Below are 19,572 nucleotides of genomic sequence, written 5' to 3' on the forward strand. Positions count from 1 at the left end.
ATACTCGGGGCGCGGATGGAGGCATCCGCCCAGCTCAGGGTGCCCAGGCTGTCAGCGCACCGGGTCGTGGGTGCCGCGCGGCACGTCGGGCCGGCAGCGGCGCAGCCGGTCGGCGGCCAGCCGCCCACCGACGGCCAGCCCGTACCGCTCCACGGCGGCCAGCCCGTACGCGCTGCACGTCGGGGTGAAGCGGCACTGCCCGGGCCAGCGGTGCGACAGCCAGCGCCGGTAGCCCAGGATCGCGGCCCGCCCGGCCCGGTCCACCAGCGGCGCCCGCCCGGCGGCAGCGGCCGGCGTCGACGCCCGGCCGGGCGCCACGAGCCGGGCGAACAGCGCGCCGAGGGTGAGCAGGAACGAGAAGAGCCCCAGGTCGCAGCAGGGCACGTCGCAGCTGGGCATGTCGCAGTTGCACGCGTCGCAGTTGTCGAAGTAGTCCTTCTTCTTCTTGCGACGCCGGTCGCCCTCCAGGTTGATCACAGGGAACATCATGCGCCGGCCGCGCCACCCGCGAATCCTCGGCCGGCGCTCGGGGTGCTCAGGTCGGGGGCCGGTACGGGAAGTCCCCGATGGAGCACGGTCGGTCACCCGACGATGCTGGGTTGATGACCGACACCGATGCACGCACGTCGACGCGACTCGTGCCGGCGGCCGCCGTCGGCGGCCCGGCGCTGCTGCTGCTCTACGGCCTGCTCCGCCTGGTCGACGGCCTGGACGGCGACCGGGGCGACGGCTGGGCCTGGGACGTCGGCCACACCTTCTTCCTCGCCGGGATCCTGCTCTTCGGCGCGCTGGTCGTCGGCCTGCGCCGGCTGCTGCTCGCCGCCGCGCCCCGGCGACGGGTGCTCACCGAGTCCGCGACCACGCTGGGGCTGGTCGGGGTGGCCGCCTTCGTCTGGGTGATCCTCGGCGACCTGTTCCCGGGCCTCGCCGACGCCGCGCCGCTGCCCGATCCGGCCATGGCGCTGGGGCCGCTGCTGTTCCAGGTCGGCATCCTCGTCCTGCTGGCGCAGGCGGGGCGCACCCGGCCCCGGCTGCTGCCGGCGTGGGTGCCCGTGCCGGTCCTGTTCGGCTTCCTGGGCATCGCCCTGGACCTGGACCTGCTGCCGCTGGCCGCCGCGCTGATCCTCGCCGGCCTGCTCCCCCTGCAACGCCTCCGCTGAGCCCGGCCGCCCGGAGGTCAGCGCCAGACCGTGCGGCGCACCCCGTCGTGCGCGGCGCAGGCGTCGCGCCGCCCGCCGGTCAGGCTGACCGAGCCGTCGCCGCACTGCACGAGGTAGCCACGGCCGGCCCAGAACTCGGGCGTGCAGTCGAACCAGTCGCAGATCTCGACGGCCGGCCTGCGGACGCGGTCGCCGCCGCAGAAGTCGTACCCCATCGGGTTGGCGGGGGCGCCGCAGAGCCGCTCGCGGGTGGCTGTCGGCGAGGGCGAGGCGGTGCCGCGTCGCGGCTTCGACGCGGCCGGCGACGCCTTCGCCGGCGCGGCCGGGAGGGCGACGGGCGGGGCGGCGGAGGCGCCCGGCGCGGGGGTGGCGGCGACGGCGACCTCGGAGCCGGTCGGGTCGGAGGGGTCGGTGTCCAGCAGCGCGGCGGGCACCAGCAGGGCGATGCCGGCGGCGACGGCCACGGTGCGCCGGCCGCCGGGCACGAACGCGAACGGCCGAGCCTGGGCCGGGGTGGCGATCAGCGGCCGGAACGGCTTGAGCTGCGCGTGCTCGGCGATCGCCTCGCCGAGCTGGTCGAGCACCGCGCCGCGCTGCTCGATGGCGTCGGCGAAGGCCAGGGTCAGCTTGAACCGGAAGTCGGCGGCGACGTCGGCGGGAAGCATCAGCCCGGAGGTGCGCCGCCGGTCCAGCACCTGCATCAGGGTGACCGGCGCGTGCGGGTCGTGGGCCAGGCCGGTCATCTTCCCGTACGCCCAGTCGCGCCGGCCACGACCGCCGAGCAGCACCAGCCGGCGGTTGGTGATCACCGCCATGCCGGCGTCGGCGACCCGGATGCCGTCGGGCCTGCGGGGCCGCGGCGGCGCGGCCGTCGGAGCGACCGTGAGGTCGGGCGCGGGCAGCACGGTGGTGTGTCGGACCTCCACCAGCTGCGCGGCCGGCAGCACCCAGAACACCACCTCGTCGGGCGCCAGCTCCAGGGGCAGGCCGGCGCCAGCCGCGGCCGAGCCCTGGAACTCCTCGGCGAGGGTACGCAGGCGGCGCAGTTCGTCGTCGCGTCGTCGCCATGCCTTGTCGGCGCTGCGGAACTCCCGCCGCCGCCGTTCGTTCTGCCGGTGCACCCACCGGTACCGCCACGTGGAACCCGTCGAATCAGTCCTTGCCACGCCGACTCCTTCGCCGCGCAGGCCACCAACCGGGGTGTCACCGGGATCAACGGTGACAACGGCCGGGCGGGACACGTCGTGACGGGCAAAATGGCCGAACGACGGGCGAAATCGGGCGATAGGCGGATTTCGCCGAGTCGATTCACGTCCGTCGGGCGTGTCGACGGGTGCGGAACGCACCACCCCCGAGCCGCGCAGCCGTGAACGCGGTCGCGCCCGCCCGGTCGCGGTGACCGGACGGGCGCGACGGGCGGCGGGTCAGTGGCGGCGGCCCTCCCCCACCCGGTAGGCGCGCAGGTTCGGGTCGGCCTTGATCTGCGCCTCCGTGTACTTGATGGTGTCCCAGCCCTTGCCGGAGTAGAGCCGGGTCTGGTCGCCGTACCAGGGCGAGTTCGGGTTGGCCGACTGGGAGTAGGTGAGGATCTGCCGCCCCGAGGGGCCGTTGCCGCCCAGCTCGACGGCCATCACGAAGGACGAGCCGTGCACCACCTTCGGATAGCCGACGCCCGGCGCCAGCGGACTGACGATCATGTTGAACACGCCGGCCTCGGCGCGTCCGCCGTGGATCGGGATCCGCCGGTCGCCGCGCGGTTCGGTCTGGACGTCGCCCAGGCGCGCGTCGAGCGGGATGCCGGCGAGCTTGCGGACCGCGTCGGCGAGCGCGGTGAGCACGCGCGGGTCGGCGGTGTTCAGCCGGCTCGGGGTGCGCACCGGGTCGGCGGCGTCGAACGCGTCGGCGAACCGGATGCCGCCCGACAGGGCGAACTCGGTGAACAGGTGCGCGCCCCGGCTGTCCAGGTCGACGCGCAGGTCCCAGCCCTTCAGCGCCGCGCAGGCCCCGCGCAGGTCGACCGTGGTCCCGTCCGAGGCGGTCGCGCTGGGGTGCGCGGCGCAGAGCGCCACCAGGTCGTCGCGGAGCAGTTCGCCGCCGTACGCGCGGTTGCCGAAGACCGTCTGCCAGAGCCGGGACGTGGTGTAGCCCCGCCCGGGCAGCCCGTCGGTGCCGGCGAGCCGCCCCTGCACCTGCTCCACGCCGAGGCGGGTACGCAGGCTGCGCTCGGTGCGCTCGTTGCCGACGATCCGCGGGTAGCCCTCCAGCGGCGCCTCCGGGTTGGCCAGCCAGTGGCTGTCGTTGGAGTTGGTCACGTAGTCGGCGCGGAAGCGGATCGGCAGGTGCGCCGGGCCGAGGATGCCGGGCACCGCCGCGTCGGGGTCGCGGCCCAGCGCGCAGGCCGAACGGGAGCCGTCCAGGACGGCCTGGCCGCTGCTGGCGTAGAGCGGCTGGAACGGCGCGGGGATGCAGGCGGCGGCCAGTTCGTCGGTGACCCGGGGCACCACCGAGTGGTCGGCGTAGAGCGCCTCGCCGCGGGCGTCGGCGGCGATCACGTTCACCCAGGGCAGGAACTGGTGCCGGTCGAGGACCTGCTTCAGCTCGCGGACCGTCTTCGCCCGGCCCATCTCGAGCCAGCCGTCGAAGGCGCGGTTGTTGGTCGCGTTGGCGTCGGTGATCGCGTACGCCGCGGTGGTGGTCCAGTCGAAGGTGCCGGGGACGACGACCACCGGGCCGAAGTGGGTGTCGTGGAAGGTGCGGCTGACCGGGACGGTGCCGCCGCCCGGTTCGGGCACCCGGACGGTGACCGTGCGGGTGGTCATCTTCCGGGCCCGGCCGTCCACGTAGTACGAGGTGGGGTCGCCGGGGACCAGCGCGAGCCGGTGCCAGACGAAGCGGCGGGCGGTGGAGACGGTGTGGCTCCAGGCGAGGGTGCGGTTGTGCCCGATCTCGATGATCGGGTCGCCGACCAGCGCCGCGCCCTCCACGTCGTAGCGGCCGGGGACCTTCAGGTGCATCCGGTAGAAGCGTTCCGCCCCCTCCCACGGGAAGTGCGGGTTGGCCAGCACCATCCCGCCGCCGTGCGTGGTGGCCTGCGCGCCCAGCCCGTACGCGTTGCTGCCGACGCCGGCGGGCGCGCCGTCGCGGGCGGCGACGATCGCCGCGGCGCCCGGCGCGTCGAGGACGGCGGCCGGGCCGGTGGCCGTGGGCGGGGCGGCGGCGACGATCCCGTCGAGCACCGCCCGCGAACCGGCCCGGACCATGCTGGCCCAGCTCGTACGCCACATGTCCAGCTCGGTCAGCGGGCGCACCCACGGCTTGCCCCGGCAGGCCGGGTCGGTGAGGTTCGCCGCGCCGGTGTGGCGCAGGTAGTTGTTGTAGCCGGCGACGAAGCCGCGGATCTGGTCGCGGATCTCGTTCGACGGGGAGTGCACGCCGTCGCGGGGCCCGAGCAGCAGCCGCTCCGCCGTGCCGTCGTCGATCGCCTTGCGGAAGAACAGGTCGCTGCGCACGTTCGCGTCCGTGGGGCTCGTCGCCCCGAAGTAGCGGGACCGCTCGGCGTTGACCGTGACGACCTTCTCCGCGATGACGCAGATGTTGTCCTCGGCCTGGACGTGGCCGACGCCGAAGCCGAGGCTGGCGAAGGAACGGGCGGTGATGTGCGGGACGCCGTACGACGCCCGGCGGATCTCCGCCGAGTAGCCGCCGTCGCCGTGCCGCGCGGCGGCCGGCGGGACGCCGGCGACCGCGGTGGTGACGACCGTGGCGAGGGCGGTGACCAGTGCGCAGAGCGGCCGTGGCCTCATCGGGACTTCCTCCCGTCCGGTGGACGTGTGAGAAGTTCACACGACCGGCATTCTCGCCGGGCGCGGGCGTGCCGAGGAAGACCCGACCGGGAAACCGGGTTGTTCCCCCTACGGGCCGCCCGGACGCTGGGTAACGTCGGCGGCACCCAGGGCCAGCGAGGGGGTGGGACCGGTGGGCGACCCGCTCCGCCCGGTGGTGATCGGCGTCGACATCGGCACCACCAGCACCAAGGCGGTCGCGTACGACGTGGACGGTGCGCAACTCGCCCGCCACTCGGTCGGCTACCCGCTCGACGAACCCCATCCCGGCTACGCCGAGCAGGACGCGTGGCACATCCACGCGGCGGTGCTGGAGTCGGTGCGCGCGGTCGTGGCGGAGCTGGACCGGCCGGTCGCCGGGCTCTCCTTCGGCACGGCGATGCACAGCCTGATCGGCCTGGACCCTAACGGCCACCCGATCACCCCGTCGCTCACCTGGGCCGACTCGCGGGCCAGCCGGCAGGCCGAACGGCTGCGCGCGGTCCCGTCCGGGCTGGCGCTGCACCGCCGCACCGGCACCCCGGTCCATCCGATGGCGCCGCTGCCCAAGCTGCTCTGGTTCGCCGAGCAGGAGCCGGTGCTGTTCGGGCGGGCGGCGTACTGGGTGGGCATCAAGGACTGGGTGCTGCTGCGGCTGTGCGACGCGCTGGTGACCGACCACTCGGTCGCCTCCGCGACCGGGCTGATGGACCTGAGCCAGCTGTCCTGGGACGAGGAGGCGCTCGGTATCGCCGGGATCACTGCGGAGCAGTTGCCGGAGCTGGTGCCCACCACCACCGTGCTGCCCGGTCTCACCGCCGAGGCCGCCGCGGCGACCGGGCTGCCCCGGGCCACGAGGGTGGTCGTCGGCGCCGGGGACGGCCCGCTGGCCAACCTGGGGCTCGGCGCGGTCGCCCCGGGCGTGATGGCCTGCACGATCGGCACCAGCGGAGCGATGCGGGTGATGGTGGAGCGTCCCGGCGTCGACCCGCTCGGCGGGGTGTTCTGCTACGCGCTGACCGAGCACCGCTGGGTGGTGGGCGGGGCGATCAACAACGGCGGCATCGTGCTCGAATGGGTCGGCGACGCGCTCGCCCCGGAACTCGGCGAGCACGCCGAGGAGGAGCTGCTGGCGCTGGCCGCCGAGGCGCCGGTCGGTTCCGGCGGCCTGATCATGCTGCCGTACCTGCTCAGCGAGCGCGCCCCGCACTGGAGCGCGCTGCCGCGCGGCGCGTACGTGGGGCTGACCAACGGGCACCGCCGGGCCCACCTGGTGCGGGCCGCGCTGGAGGGCGTCTGCCAGCAGCTGGCGCTGGTGCTGGCCTCGGTGCGGGCCGCCGGCAACGAGGTCCGGGAGATCCGGGCCAGCGGCGGTTTCGCGCGCAGCCCGCTGTGGCGGCAGATGCTGGCCGACGTGCTCGGCGTGCCGGTGCGCTTCCCCGCCACGCGCGAGGGCTCCGGCTTCGGCGCGGCGCTGCTCGGCATGCAGGCGCTGGGGCTGATCCCCTCCATCGACGTCGCCGCCGACCTGGTGCGCATCGAGCAGACGGCACGCCCGGACCCGGCGGCCGCCGCCACCTACGCCGCCCTGCTGCCGCTCTTCGCCGGGCTCTACGACGCGCTGGTCCCCACGTTCACCGCGCTGCGCCGCCTCGCCCCGGGCCTGCCGCCGACGCCGGCGCCGGGGCCCCCGCCCCGGTAGGCCCCCGGGCCGACCGCCACCGGCGGCGAGGTGGTCCGCCGGCTCGCCCGCACCGTCCACCGCCGTCTGACCGCGCCGGACGGACGCCGTGCCGCCCGGCGGGCCCCGTCAGGGCGCCTCGACGCCGGAGATCAGGTACCGGTGCACCTCGGCGCCGCGGATCGCCACCGCCTGCTCCGCCGAGGGGCCGGAGCCCCGGAAGTCGAGCAGTTGCCCCTCGGACTCCCAGCGCTCGTAGACGTTGATCCGGCCCGGCTCGACCAGGTCCGCGCCGATCGCGAAGTCGACGCAGCCCGGCGTGGACCGCGCCTGCCGGACGACCTCCACGCAGTCGGCGAGGTAGGCGTCCCGCTGGTCCGGGTCGACGTAGAGACTGCCGGCGACGATGAGCACTGTGACCTCCGGGGACGGCCGCGCCTCAGGCGCGGGTGATCGCGTTGGCGTGGATGGCCTCGCCCAGGTACGCGGCCATTCCCGGCCTGATCTTCTCGAAGTACGCGGTGAACCGCTCGTCCGCCACGTACATGTCGGCCAGCCCGGTGTGGATCTCGTACGAGCACTCGTAGAACCAGCGGCTGATCAGCTGCCGGTGCTCCTCGGCCAGGTCCATCGCCGCCGGGCTGTCCGCCGGCGCGCCGGAGGACATCACCTCGGCGAACCGCCGGCCCCAGTCCTCGTTCTCCGCCCTGTTCCGCAGCCAGTCGTCCTTCGTGTAGCGGGACACGCGCCGGTTCGACTCCCGGTACGCCTCGCTGCCGCCCCAGCGCTGCTCGGCCTCATCGGCGTGCGCCTCCGGGTCGAAGTCGCCGAAGACCTCGAACCGCTCCTGCGGGGTGAGTGGGACGTTCAACTTGCTCGCCTCCATCGCGAACTCGATCGCCGCGACCATCTCCTGGAGCCGCCTGATCCGTACGGTCAGCAGCTCGTGCTGGCGGCGCAGGTGCGCCGCCGGGTCGCTCGCCGGGTCGTCGAGGATCGCGGCGATCTCCTCCAGCGGGAACCCCAGCTCCCGGTAGTAGCGGATGTGCTGCAACCGCTCCAGGTCGGCGTCGTCGTAGCGCCGGTAGCCGGTGCTGCTGCGGCCACCGGGCGTGAGCAGCCCGATCTCGTCGTAGTGGTGCAGCGTCCGCACGGTCACCCCGGCCGCCTTCGCCACCTGTCCCACCGTGTAGGCCATGGTTTCCCTCCCTTCCGCCAACGAGGCTCCCGCCTGCCGTCACGTGAGGGTCAAGCCCGATCCACGTCGGCGTCGCGGGCCTCGTCGCCGGCGTGGGTCGGCGGTCCGCCGTGCGTCCAGGGCGTCTCCTCCGGGGCCGGAAACGCGCCGACCGGCATGAACGCGTCCGACAGGGTGGTGTAGCAGAGCCGCTCCCCCACCTCGGGCACGCTGCCCGGCGGCGCGGTCAGCCCCCGGCCCATCCCGCCGGAGAGCTCCAGCACCACCTCGGTCTTGCCGTCCGCCGCCGGGGTGACGAAGACCACCCGGGCCTTCTGCGCCGGCCGGGCCAGCGAGTACAGCGTCGCGCCGGGCGGCATCGGCACCGGCTCGGTGGTGACCAGCTGGATCCGGGGGCGCAGCACCGGCCGCTTGCCGCTGTCGTCCACCCGCTTCGGGTCGGCCAGGGTCACCTCGCCGACGAACGCCTCCCCGGTCAGCCGGTGCTCCGCCATCACCAGCGGATCGTCGTAGGCGCGCTGCACCGCGTAGGAGGTCAGGGCCCGTTCCAGCCGGTGCAGCCGCTGGGCGGCGGCCACCGCCCCGTCCCGGCGGGGCTGCGGCGCGCCGCCGGAGTCGACGTGCTCGGCGTAGCCGGTGAAGGAGTCCTTGTCGCCGTCCCACCGGCCGGCCACCCGGGCGCCCGGGGGCAGGCCGCGCAGCAGCCCCACGCCGCGCCACATCAGCTCCCAGGTGGGCGCGAGCTGGTCGCGCAGCAGCCGTGCCAGCTCCGCGTACGCCCTGGCGCGCGCGGCCGGATCGTCCTCGGCGGCGGCGTACGCGGCGATGGCCGGGGCGAACCGCTGGTTGTCGAAGTCGGGGTCGGTGGCCGGGCCGGCGGGCGGGCAGGTCGCCGGGTCCTCGGCCCGGGCCGCCGCCTCGGCGCCGGTGAGCCCGACGGGCGGGTCGATCCAGCCGAGCAGCGCCGGCAGGTGCAGGTCCTCCACCACGCTCTGCCCGGTGGCCCAGTGCAGCGTCAGCGCGTCGGTCATCGCCAGCAGCGCCGACGAGCCCGGGTGCTCGGCCCGCTCGGCGAAGAAGGTCAGCCAGCGCCCGAGCACCGGCACCGACGGGTGCACCGGATACTCCCCGTCGGGGCGGCGGAAGCGGGTGGAGCGGCCGAACAGCCGCAGGAAGGTGACCCCGGCCGGGTTCGGCACCAGCAGCTGCGGGGCGTCGACGTACCGGTACCGCACGTCCCGGCCCCGGTCGACCGGCACCGCCTCGGAGACGCCCCGGAACCCGTCCAGGTAGGGCAGCACGATCCCGGCCAGCTCGGCGGCGAACGCGAACCGCTGCTCGCGGTTGCGGGGCTGCGGCACGATAAGCAGCCGCGCCGCGTCCGGCGCGTCGCCGACCAGCGCCGCCAGCGGCGCGTTCGCCTCGCCGGCCATCGCCAGCGGCACCAGCACCAGCGGTCGCTCGGCCAGGTGCAGGTGCCGGACGGTCGCCACCGGCTGGGCCACCCCGGCGGCGAGCGCCTGGGCCCTGGCGAACGCGCGGAGCGTGCTCACGCGGACCCACCCCACCCGGCGGGCGCGGCGCCCGGAGTGGTCGGTCCGGGGCGGGGGGCGCGGGGCGTACTCATGCGGGAGTCCCGGCGAGGGCGTCGGCGCGCAGCCGGGCGGCGGCCCGCAGCAGCGCGGCGGCCTCCTCCTGCCCGGGCTCCGGCGTGCGCTCGCCGGCGGCCAGCGCCAGCACCTCGTCGACCTCCGCGACCCCGCCGAGCGCCTCCCGGACCGGCCGGCCCAGCGCCCCGGTGTGGCCGCGCGCCTCGTGGCGGCAGAAGTACGCCAGCTCGCAGGCCGCCAGGCAGTCGGGCGCGTAGCGGGCCTCCACGGTCGACAGCGCGGCGAGCAGGGCCGCCGGCTCGGCCGTCAGGTCGGCGGTGAAGTCCCCGGGCACGTCGGCCAGCAGCGCGTCGACCCGGGCCATCCGGTCGAGCTGGCGGCGCAGCACCAGCAGTTGCTTGCGCACGTCGACCAGGCTGGCCACCGGCTGGTTGGCGAAGTCGCGCGGGCAGACCAGCACCGCGTCGTGCGACACCAGCTCCGGGTCGTGGCCGGCGGCGCCGAGCAGCTCGCGCAGGGCCAGCACGTAGACGGCGGACTGGATCGCGGCGGCGGACACCTTGGCCGGGTCTGCCTGGCCGTCGACCACCGGGAACGACTTGATCTCGACGACGTGGAACCGGCCGGCGAGCCGGGCGGCGACCAGGTCCGGCTCCAGGTGCACCCGGCGGCCGGCGACGTCCAGACCGAGCAGCGGGTGGTCGAACAGCGCGGCGGTGTCGTCCGTCCCACCGGGGGCGGCGCCGGTCAGCAGCGTGGCGGAGCGTCGGTGCCGGGCGGCCGTGTCGTCCTCGGCGCCGTCGCCGAGGTCCGTCCAGCTCGCCGCCGCCGGCACGGGTACGCCCAACCGCTCGGCGACCAGCCGCAGCAGCTCGGCCCCGCCGTCGGCCTTGACCTGCGCCTCGAACGCGTTGCCGCGGCTGATGGCGAACCGGGACTGCCCGAACCGGGCGGGAAACCCGATCCGCTCGGCCAGCTTCGGCTTGTCGACCCCCGCGCCGTCCAGCACCGCCCGTCGGGTGCAGCCCGGGTTGCCGGTCAGGGCGGCGATGGTGCGCGCGTTGTGCCGCCTCGGTGGCACGCCGCCGCGGATCGCGGCCAGTCGTTCCTCGGTGCTCGTCACGATCCGCCACGATAGGCGGTCCCCGCCGCCCGCGCCGGGCGCCGCCCCGGCCGGTGGGGCCCGGCGCAGCCGTCAGCCGGGGCCGAACGGGGCGGAGCCGGCTCAGAGCATGGTGGTGAACGGCCCCAGGAAACCGCAGCAGAGCAGCCCGAAGACGCCGAGCGTGAGCAGCGCGATGCTGTAGTTCGACCAGAGCCCGAACTTCGTCACGTCGGTGCCGTACCCGTCGTAGGCGCGGTTGCGCCAGCCACCGAAGCGGAACGACAGGTGGTACGCCACGCCGGGCTGGGCGACCAGCGCGGTGGTGATCAGCGGCATGCCCAGGAAGTCGGTGTACCGGACGTCGTGCGGCCCGGCAGGGATCACCACGTACCAGGTGCCCTCACCGGGGATCGGCACCGACTGGCCGTCGACCTTGAACTTGCTCGTGGTCGGTGCGGGCACGATGTAGGGGCCACGGTTCACCGAGACGACGAGCACCGCGCAGCCCGGCGGGGGCGCGACCGGGTGGGGGTACACCATCGGCGTCATGGGGCCGGGCATGGGCGGGTACGACGCATGAGGGGGGTACGACACCGCCACATCCTGGCACGGCCCGACCAGTCCGCCGAGGCTCGGCGGATCACGATACGGTCAGCGCCCGGCGGAGCGGTTCCAGGGCGAACGGGGCAAAGCGGTGCCGGCCAGCGGCCGGCGGTCGCGGCGACGGCGGCGACGTCCGGGGGTGCACGGCGGCCGGGAGACGGTGTGCACGGGCGCCGGGGCGGGCACGGCGGGTTGCCGGCCGATCAGCCAGCAGAGGAAGCGGGCCATCGGTGGGACTCAGCCGACCGGGAGGCGCTCGGCCTCGGACCGGGAGATCTCGTACTGGGCGCCGCAGAAGGTGCACTGCTGCACGTAGCGGGTGCGGATCGGGATGATCGGCACGAAGAAGAGGCTGAACTTCGTCGACCGGCGCGTGATCACCTGCGCCGCGTGGTTACGGCAGTTGCGGCAGACCTGCTGCACCACGCCGGACTGGCTGACCTTGGTGCGGAGCCCGAAGATGAAGAACATCGCCCGTCAGTACCCACCCGGAGCCCGACTATCACCTGGAATTCCGACCGGTTCCGGGCGCGGCCCACGGCGGGACCGCGCCCGGTACGCGTACGTCAGCTCGTCGCCCTCGCGGACTCGGGCTCCAGGCCCGGCACCTCGGCGGGGAGCCAGATCGGCTGCCAGCTCTCCATCTCGTGGAAGCGGCGCAGCTCGAACAGCCCCGAGACCGACCCGGCCCAGGCCCCGTACGGGGGGTTCTGCTCGTCGAAGCCGGACTGCACGAAGGTCAGCTTCGTCCTCCCCTGCGACTCGGCCAGCTCCCAAGTGGTGACGCCCGTCGGCCCCCAGTCCACCGACAGCTTCCGGCCCGGCTCCAAGTCGACGACCTTGGCCGCGTAGCCGGACTCGAAGCCGCCCATGGCGTAGCGGCCACCGACCCAGGGCTCGATGCCGATGGGGTAGCCGAACCAGGCGCTGGCCTGCTCGGAGTCGGTCAGCGACTCGAACACCTTCGCCGTCGGCGCGTCGATCAGCAGCTCGCCGCGCAGCTCGGCGGAGGTGAAGTCGACCTTCGGCAGCAGCGGTTGCCCTTCCAGGTGGGCGGCCAGGTTGGCCAGCGACAGGCTCCAGAACGTCTGGAGCACGCCCCGGATGGTGCTGCCGCTCATCGCCTCGGCGAAGTCGAAGTGGCTCTGGCTCAGCGTCAGCACCGTGGTGTCGGGACCCTCGGCGCGCAGGGCGAACTCGGTGGTGGTCTCCACCCCGTCGAGCAGCCAGGCGAAGCGCAGCGTGTCGTCGTCGGCGTGCAGCAGCCGCTGGTGCGGCGCGTCACCCTCGGGCGTGTGCCGGCCCCAGAACTCGTACCGTCTCGGCAGCTCGACCTCGGCGTGCTCGGCCAGCCAGACGCGCAGCTCGGCCGGGTCGGTCAGGGCGCGGCGGACGGCCCCGGCCGGCGCGGCGAGCCGGACGGGCAGCCTCATCGGTTCAGTCACGTTCTTTCCCCTTCGGATAGCAGGCCACGGCGAGCTTGAAGGCGTCGCCCTCGGCGCCGCCGTAGCGCGTGAACAGGTCCTGCAGAGCGGTCTGCAGGTCGTGCAGGAACTGCGGGCGAAGCTCCGCCGGCACCCGGATCTCGCCGGCGACCCCGATCGAGGGGAGCTCGGGGGCGGCGCGGTCCAGCGCGGCGACGTCCGCCTGGACCTCCTCCATCAGGTCCAGCAGGTGGCCGAGGCTCAGCTCGTCGCGGGCCCGACGCAGGCCGATCCGGCCGACCAGCCGAGGGGACAGCCAGTAGGACCGGGCCGCGGCCTGGTAGATGCCCTCGGTGATGCCCCGGACCTTGCGCTCGCTGACCAGCTCGACCAGGCCGGCGGCGACGAGCTGCTTGACGTGGTAGTAGACGCGCTGCGGCGTCTGCTCCAGCCGGGTGGCGACCTCGGTGCAGGTGCGCGGCTCGGCCAGTTGCCGCAGCACCTCCACGCGCTGCGGCTTGAGCAGGACCTCGGCCTGCTCGATCTGTTCCAGGTACAGGACGTCTCTCATGGCAAAATCAGTTTGTACGTACAAAACTTCTTTGTCAATGGGTTCGACGACAGCCGCGCCGAGGGTCGGCGCGGCTGTCGGACGCGGATCAGGCCAGCCAGTCGGGGCGCAGCGGGTAGCCGCTCGCCCCCTCCGGGCCGTTGCGGGTGGCCAGCACCTGGTGCAGCTGGATGCCGTTGCGTTCGAACGCCAGCCGGGACCCGGCCATGTAGAGGCCCCAGACCCGGGCCGTGCCCGGCCCCACCTCGGAGACGCAGAAGTCCCAGTGCGCCACGAGGTTGCGGCACCAGCCGGCCAGGGTCAGCGCGTAGTGCAGCCGCAGGTTCTCCTCGTGCTGCACCTCCAGCCCGACGTCGTGGATCTCGCTGACCACGCGCCCCGGGCCTGCCAGCTCCCCGTCGGGGAAGACGTACCGGTCGATGAACGCGCCCGAGCGGTGCGGCGCGTGGTTGTCGGCCCGGGTGATGCAGTGGTTGAGCAGCCGGCCGTCCGGCCGCAGCCGGTCGGACAGGGCGCCGAAGTAGGCCGGGTAGTTGCGCACTCCGATGTGCTCGGTCAGGCCGATCGAGGAGATCGCGTCGAACTGCTCGCGCGGCGCGTCGCGGTAGTCGAGGTGGCGCACCTCGGCCAGGCCGGTCAGCCCCTCCCGCTCGATCGCCGCCCGCGCCCACTCGGCCTGCGCCCGGGACAGGGTCACCCCGAGCGCCTTCACGCCGTACTCGCGGGCCGCGTGCCGGACCATGCCGCCCCACCCACAGCCCACGTCGAGCAGCCGCATGCCCGCCTTGAGCGCCAGCTTCTGCGCCACCAGGTCGTACTTGGCCGCCTGGGCCTGCTCCAGCGTGTCGTCGGGCGAGCGGAAGACCGCGCAGGTGTACGTCATCGACGGGCCGAGCACCTTCTCGTAGAAGGCGTTCGAGACGTCGTAGTGGTGGGAGATCGCGGTGCTGTCGCGGGCCCGGGAGTGCCGCAGCCCGTTCATCAGGCGCTTCCAGCGCGGCTGCGCCTCCTGCGGCGGGGGCGGCGGCGGCACCAGCCGCTCCCAGCCCAGCCCGCGCACGAGGGCCAGCCCCTCGGCCAGCGACGGCGTACGCAGCCGCAGCTCGTCCTTGAGCACCCGCAACGCCTCGTACGGGTCGCCCGGGTGCACCCCCTGCAACGCCAGGTCGCCGCCGACGTACGCCCGGGCCATACCCAGGTCGCCCGGGGCGGTGAGCAGGTAGGTCAGGCCCCGCTCGGAACGGATCGACAGGGTGATCCCGGTGTCGGCCGGGCCCACCGCGCTGCCGTCGTATCCGGTGACCCGCACCGGGAGGGCCCCGGTGGTCAACGCGCGGACGACGTCCGCCACGGTCGGACCCGGGCGCCGGCTCCCCGCCGGCGGACTGGCGGGAGCGCTCGCCGCCCCCTGGTCTCGATCGGTCAGGCTCATGCTCGTGCTACCGCCTTCTCGTACAGTCCGGTGAGCCGGTGGTCCGGGTCGTAACGGTCCTTCACCGCGCGCCACGTCGCGCCGCCGTAGAGCCGGTCGAAGGATGCCCGGTCGTAGTACGCGTCGGAGTAGAGCGACTTGTGGCCACCCGACTCCGACACCGTGCGCTCGATCGCGCGGTTGACATCGCCGTCGGCGGCCCCGGCCGCGATCGGCACGCTTCCCCAGAAGCCGACGTTCACGTAGTTCTGTCCAGCTCGGAGCGGATAGAGCGGCCAGGCCCGGGCCGACCCCGGACCGGACGGCTCGCGCAGCCGCAACGGACACAGCCAGACCGGGGTCATCCCGACGGTGCGGGCGAACCAGCGCAGGAACTCCGCCGTCCGCTCCAGCGGGATCTCCACGTCCTGCACCACCCGCTCGCGCGCCGGCTGGCCGCGCAGGCGGTCGATCCGGGCGGCCACGCCGTGCCGGTGCTCCAACCGAACCAGCCGGTGGTAGACGTCGCTGCGCCGCCACCGCGCCGGCCAGACCCGCCGCAGGACCGGATGCTGCACCCCGAACGCCGCCGAGCACCAGAACCAGTCGGTGTCCCAGCGCCAGAGATAGTCGTACGTGGTCAGTGCGTCGCGCGTGTGCCGGCGCAGCGACCGGTAGTAGATCTCCTGGCCGGTGTAGTCGCTGACCCGCGGGGCGTCGTCGGTGAAGGTGCCGAGCACCAGGTACGCCTCGCCGGGGCTGAACATCACCCCGTCCATCGCGTCCACCGCCTCGCCGGCCCAGGACCGGGTCGCGGTGACCTCGGCGAGCGCGTCGGCGAGGGCCTCCAGCCGGGTGAACCGGACGTTGCGCAGGGCCACGACGCGGCGTACCGGCTGGAGCTCGATGCGCAGCCGGGTGGCGTAGCCGAGGCTGCCCAGCGAGTTCGGGAACGCCGCGAAGAGGTCGGCGTGCTCGCCCTCCGGGCGGGCGGTGACGATCTCGCCGGCCCCGGTGAGCACGTCCATCTCGGTCACCGACTCGTGCGGCAGGCCGTTGCGGAACGAGGTCGACTCGATGCCGAGCCCGGTCACCGCCCCGCCGAGGGTGATGGTGCGCAGCTGCGGCACCACCAGCGGCATGAGCCCGTGCGGCAGGGTCGCGTCGACCAGGTCCTCGTAGGTGCACATGCCCTGCACGTCGGCCGTGCGGGCGACCGGGTCGACGGCGAGCACGCCGGTCAGCCCGCTGACGTCCAGGCCCGGCGCGCGCGGGGCGGACCGGGGACGGAACAGGTTGGAGGTGCGCTTGGCGAGCCGCACCGGCTCGCCCGCGGGCACCGCCGCGTACGACCGTCGCAACTGGGCCACCGCGCCGTCGTGGTCGACCGGATGATGATCCACACGGACCGCACACATGCGATCACTGTACGCGCCGGGCGCCCGTGGCGTGGGACCTCCACGCCCGCGTTCGCGACGTGGTCGGGTGACTGGCCGTCGCCGGCCCGGCGACATAGCGTGGAACCATGCCGAAAGCCGTCTGGAACGCCCTGGTCGTGGCCGAGAGCGACGACACCGTGCTGGTCGAGGGAAACCACTACTTCCCGCGCGCCGCCCTGCGCGACGACCTGATCCGCGAGTCCGACACGCACACGGTCTGCCCGTGGAAGGGCACCGCGTCCTACTACACCCTGGAACACGACGGCCGGACCAGCGCCGACGCGGTCTGGTACTACCCGGAGCCGAAACCGGAGGCGGAGATGGTCCGCGACCGGGTCGCCTTCTGGAAGGACGTCCAGGTCGTCGACTGACGCACCCGCGCCGCGCCTCAGCCGGCACGCAGCATGCGCAGCTGGGCGAGGTGCTTCGGCAGGTGGACGCGGGCGTGCAGGTCGAGGGTGCGACCCCAGGGCAGCGGCTCGTCGACGACGAGGTCGAAGCCCTCACGCAGGTGGGTCTCGACCGGGGTCTGCGCCGCCGGGCCGAGCCGCTCGGTCAGCGCGCAGAGCTTCTGGCTGGTGGCCCGCAGCAGGGTGGCCAGCCCGGCCAGCCCGCCGCACTCGACGACCAGCGCGTCCACCTGCGGGCGGTGGATGGTCTCCAGGTCGTAGTACGCGAACGGCGAGCCGGCGATGACCGCCTCGGTCGCCTCGGTCATCAGCTCGTCGTTGGCGGCGAGGTGGGCGACGATCTGCTCGGCGCTGAGCTGCCCGGCCGGCGGCGGCCCGAACCCGCCCGCGTCGACCTCCGCGAGCACCTCCGCGTACGCCCCCCGCAAAGCCCCGCTGTCCATGTCCCCAGTCAATCCCGGCCCGCGCCGTCCGACCCGGCGTTCCCGCGGACGGTTCACCCGGAAGGGGCCGGCCGAAAACGCATGCCGGGACGCCGCCGGCCGGAGGCTGACCGGACGCTGTCGAGCTGCCCCGTCGATAGGACCAGGAGCGGCGGGCCGGAAGAACTCGGCAGGCGACGCGCGGCGCTCCTCCTTCGACTCCCGGGTCTCGCCGGACCGATCCAGCCGCTGCATCTGGTCGTCAGGCCGGGACCGGGCCTTCAGGGGTAGCTTCGGACGAGGTCCCAGGTTGGTACGGCCTCCCGTCCCGGACGAAGCCTGTGGCCGGCACAGCCTCCCGTCCCGGACGAAGCCTCTGGCCGGCACAGCCTCCCGTCCCGGACGAGGCCTCTGGCCGGCATAGCCCCCCGAGGCGCCCGGCACCGGCACGACCTCCGGCCCCGAACGAGGCCGCGGCATCGGCATGGGCCGGGCCGTGGTCTCACCAACGGGGCAGCTCGACAGCGTCCAGGCGGCGCCCCAAGGCAAGGCGCACCTCAAGGCCGGGCGCACTTCAAGGCTGGGCGCACTTCAAGGCTGGGCGCACCCAAGGCCCGGCACGCCCCGAAGCCCGACAGCACCCGAAGCCCGACAGCACCCGAAGCCCGAGGGCAACCAGAGCCCGGCACCGCGCCCGGGTCGGCCTTCCCTGCCGGGCCGGGGCCACGGGGTGCTGAGCCGCTCGGTCCGTCGAATCCGCCAGGTCAGCGGCGCGGCTGCCGGGTGCGCAGGTAGTCGGAGACCACGTACTCGCCGAGGTCCTCCAGGTCGGGGGTGAACATCCGGCCCTTCGAGCGGCGGGCCACGGCGTCGACGAAGCGGCGCAGGCCGGGATCGTCGCCGAGCATGAACAGGTTGAGCGTGGCGCCGTGGCGGGTGAGCCGGTCCACCTCGCGTACGGTCGCCTCGATCGTCTCGGGCAGCGGCGGCCAGTGGAACAGCGCCTCCCCGTCGTCCGGGTCCAGGTGGGCGGTCGGCTCCCCGTCGGTGACCACCAGCACCACCGGCTCGGCGTCCGGGTGCCGTCGCAGGTGCCGGGCGGCCAGCCGCAGCGCGTGCTGGAGATTCGTGCCCTGCCGCATGTCGGGCTCGACGGCGGCCAGCTCCTGCTGGGTCAGCGGCAGCGCCTCCAGGCCGAAGCCGACGATCTGCAACGCGTCCTGCGGGAACCGGGTGGCCATCAGGTGCGCCAGCGCCAGCGCCGTCTGCTTCATCGGGCCCCACCGGCCCTGGGAGATCATCGAGTAGGAGAGGTCGACGCAGAGCACCACGGCCGCCGAGGCCCGCCGCTCGGTCTCCACCACCTCGAAGTCCTCGACGGCCAACCGCACCGGCACGCCGGAGCCGGCGCGGCGGACCGCCCGGGTCAGCGTCCGCACCACGTCGAGGGGCTGCTCGTCGCCGTACTCCCACGGCCGGGAACCGCCGCTGACCTCGCCGGCGGCGCCCGCCGAGCGCAGGTCGTGCTGGCCACGCGGCCCGGCGGTCAGGTCCGCGAAGACCCGCCGCAGCGCGGTGCCGCCGAGGCGGCGCAGCGCTTTCGGGCTCAGGGTCAGCCCCTCGGCGTCCCGGCTCACCCACCCCTGCCGGCGCAGCTCCCGCTCCAGCTCCCGCAGCCGGCGTACGTCGTCGGCGGCGTCCCGGCCCAGCGTCCGGGCAACCGCGTCGACGTCGACGTCGTCCAGGGTGGCCCCCGGATGCTCCTGGTCGAGCTGGTCCAGCAGCTCGTCCAGCTCGGCGATCTCGCCGAGCGCGCCGGCCGCCTCGCCGTAGCCGAGGGGCCGCTCGCCCCGCACCCGCTCGCCCGGGCCCCGGTGCAGGTCGGGGCGGAGCGCGCGGAGGTTGGCGTCCAGCGCGGACAGCTCCCCGGCGAGCCGGTCGCCCAGCGACTGCCGCATCAGGCCGGCCAGCTCCTCGCGCTGCCGGTCGGACAGCGAGCGCATCAGCCGCTCACCGGCGGCCGACCGCCGGGCCAGCACGTCGACCAGTTCGTCCACGTCGGCCGGCTGCTCGGGGAAGAACTCGCCGTGCCGGCGCATGAACTCGGCGAAGGCGTCGGTGGTGTCCTCCGACCGGGCGTGCCGGGCGAGCAGGTCGTTCAGGTCGCGCATCATCTCGGCGAGCCGCTGCTGCGCGCCCGGGTCCGCCGAGGCGCGCACCGCGTCCCGCAGCCCGGCGAAGCGCTGGCCGAGCACGTCGTCGCGCAGCCCGTCGAGGATCCGCTGGTACGTCCGGCGGGCCTCGTCACTGCTCCACCGGTATCCGGTCAGCTCCTCCACGGCGCGGGCCGTCGAGCGGGGCAGGTTGTCCAGCACCGCCTCGGCGAAGCGCGCGTCGTCGTCCTCGCGCCCGCGCAGCTCGTCCCGCTCGGCGGCGAGCGCCTGGTCGAGCAGGGCCCGGGCCCGGGTGACCGCCCCGTCCAGGTCGCCCCGGCGCAACGCCTCCCGGCGCAGCCGCCTGGCCCGGGCGGCGAGGTCGTCGAGGCCGCCGCGCCCCTGCGGCCCCTGACGCAGCAGGTCCCGCAGCGCCTCCCGGAGGCTGCCGCCGGCCAGCACCTCGGCGCCGACGGCGTCCACCGCCCCCCGCACGTCGTACGGGGGCGCGAGCGGGTCGGGGCCGCCCCGCCACTGCCCGTACCGGAACCGGTCGCCGGCCAT

General features: G+C 74.6%; 18 protein-coding genes. 3 read left to right on the forward strand and 15 right to left on the reverse strand.

Annotation, left to right across the window (positions count from 1 at the left end):
* Window positions 1–51: 51 nt before the first annotated feature.
* Complete coding sequence (gene yidD, locus AB0G13_RS02120; RefSeq protein ID WP_357867754.1) at window positions 52–486, reverse strand: membrane protein insertion efficiency factor YidD; 435 nt, start codon at window positions 484–486, stop codon at window positions 52–54.
* Window positions 487–602: 116 nt separating this feature from the next.
* On the opposite strand from yidD, the gene AB0G13_RS02125 reads away from it, so the two are divergent.
* A complete protein-coding gene (locus AB0G13_RS02125; protein ID WP_357867579.1) occupies window positions 603–1,160 on the forward strand; it encodes a hypothetical protein in 558 nt (185 codons plus the stop codon).
* 17 nt (window positions 1,161–1,177) lie between these two features.
* Here the strand turns inward: AB0G13_RS02125 and AB0G13_RS02130 are convergent, their stop codons facing one another.
* Both AB0G13_RS02130 and AB0G13_RS02135 read right to left on the reverse strand, forming a co-directional pair.
* Entirely contained in the window at window positions 1,178–2,326 is a 1,149-nt protein-coding gene (locus tag AB0G13_RS02130; protein WP_357867582.1) for a hypothetical protein, read from the reverse strand.
* Between the two features lie 258 nt (window positions 2,327–2,584).
* Window positions 2,585–4,963 (reverse strand): acylase, encoded by a 2,379-nt coding sequence (locus AB0G13_RS02135; RefSeq protein ID WP_357867585.1) that lies wholly within the window; start codon window positions 4,961–4,963, stop codon window positions 2,585–2,587.
* Between the two features lie 172 nt (window positions 4,964–5,135).
* Between AB0G13_RS02135 and AB0G13_RS02140 the strand changes: the two genes are divergently transcribed.
* Window positions 5,136–6,683 (forward strand): gluconokinase, encoded by a 1,548-nt coding sequence (locus AB0G13_RS02140; RefSeq protein WP_357867588.1) that lies wholly within the window; start codon window positions 5,136–5,138, stop codon window positions 6,681–6,683.
* A gap of 108 nt (window positions 6,684–6,791) precedes the next feature.
* On the opposite strand, the gene AB0G13_RS02145 is transcribed toward AB0G13_RS02140, so the two are convergent.
* From AB0G13_RS02145 to AB0G13_RS02190, 10 genes are all read right to left on the reverse strand, one after another.
* Entirely contained in the window at window positions 6,792–7,076 is a 285-nt protein-coding gene (locus AB0G13_RS02145) for an antibiotic biosynthesis monooxygenase family protein (RefSeq protein ID WP_357867591.1), read from the reverse strand.
* Between the two features lie 25 nt (window positions 7,077–7,101).
* Window positions 7,102–7,860 carry a MerR family transcriptional regulator gene (locus tag AB0G13_RS02150; RefSeq protein WP_357867592.1) on the reverse strand — a complete coding sequence of 253 codons (759 nt, stop codon included), beginning with the start codon at window positions 7,858–7,860 and terminating at the stop codon, window positions 7,102–7,104.
* A gap of 50 nt (window positions 7,861–7,910) precedes the next feature.
* Complete coding sequence (locus tag AB0G13_RS02155) at window positions 7,911–9,413, reverse strand: hypothetical protein (RefSeq protein ID WP_357867595.1); 1,503 nt, start codon at window positions 9,411–9,413, stop codon at window positions 7,911–7,913.
* Between the two features lie 70 nt (window positions 9,414–9,483).
* Window positions 9,484–10,593, reverse strand: a complete 1,110-nt coding sequence (locus AB0G13_RS02160; protein WP_357867598.1) for a hypothetical protein — start codon at window positions 10,591–10,593, stop codon at window positions 9,484–9,486.
* A 102-nt stretch (window positions 10,594–10,695) separates the two neighbouring features.
* Entirely contained in the window at window positions 10,696–11,115 is a 420-nt protein-coding gene (locus tag AB0G13_RS02165; protein ID WP_357867601.1) for a hypothetical protein, read from the reverse strand.
* 300 nt (window positions 11,116–11,415) lie between these two features.
* A complete protein-coding gene (locus tag AB0G13_RS02170; protein WP_357867604.1) occupies window positions 11,416–11,649 on the reverse strand; it encodes a zinc-ribbon domain-containing protein in 234 nt (77 codons plus the stop codon).
* Between the two features lie 95 nt (window positions 11,650–11,744).
* Window positions 11,745–12,623: an SRPBCC family protein gene (locus AB0G13_RS02175; RefSeq protein WP_357867607.1), complete on the reverse strand. Its 879-nt coding sequence runs from the start codon at window positions 12,621–12,623 to the stop codon at window positions 11,745–11,747.
* Window positions 12,616–13,173, reverse strand: coding sequence for a helix-turn-helix domain-containing protein (locus AB0G13_RS02180; protein WP_357867610.1), 558 nt, complete (start codon window positions 13,171–13,173; stop codon window positions 12,616–12,618). Before AB0G13_RS02180 ends, AB0G13_RS02175 begins: the two co-directional genes overlap by 8 nt.
* Before the next feature lie 88 nt (window positions 13,174–13,261).
* The gene (locus AB0G13_RS02185) at window positions 13,262–14,605 is read right to left on the reverse strand and encodes a class I SAM-dependent methyltransferase (RefSeq protein WP_357867613.1); all 1,344 of its coding nucleotides are present in this window, start codon (window positions 14,603–14,605) and stop codon (window positions 13,262–13,264) included.
* Complete coding sequence (locus AB0G13_RS02190) at window positions 14,602–16,002, reverse strand: FAD-binding oxidoreductase (RefSeq protein ID WP_357867616.1); 1,401 nt, start codon at window positions 16,000–16,002, stop codon at window positions 14,602–14,604. Before AB0G13_RS02190 ends, AB0G13_RS02185 begins: the two co-directional genes overlap by 4 nt.
* Before the next feature lie 107 nt (window positions 16,003–16,109).
* Here AB0G13_RS02190 and AB0G13_RS02195 point away from each other — a divergent pair, with 107 nt between their 5' ends.
* The gene (locus AB0G13_RS02195; protein WP_357867619.1) at window positions 16,110–16,394 is read left to right on the forward strand and encodes a DUF427 domain-containing protein; all 285 of its coding nucleotides are present in this window, start codon (window positions 16,110–16,112) and stop codon (window positions 16,392–16,394) included.
* 17 nt (window positions 16,395–16,411) lie between these two features.
* On the opposite strand, the gene AB0G13_RS02200 is transcribed toward AB0G13_RS02195, so the two are convergent.
* Both AB0G13_RS02200 and AB0G13_RS02205 read right to left on the reverse strand, forming a co-directional pair.
* Window positions 16,412–16,876: a hypothetical protein gene (locus AB0G13_RS02200; protein WP_357867622.1), complete on the reverse strand. Its 465-nt coding sequence runs from the start codon at window positions 16,874–16,876 to the stop codon at window positions 16,412–16,414.
* 743 nt (window positions 16,877–17,619) lie between these two features.
* Complete coding sequence (locus AB0G13_RS02205) at window positions 17,620–19,572, reverse strand: VWA domain-containing protein (protein ID WP_357867625.1); 1,953 nt, start codon at window positions 19,570–19,572, stop codon at window positions 17,620–17,622.

This window comes from Micromonospora sp. NPDC023633 (genome assembly GCF_040640035.1).
Classification (GTDB): domain Bacteria; phylum Actinomycetota; class Actinomycetes; order Mycobacteriales; family Micromonosporaceae; genus Micromonospora.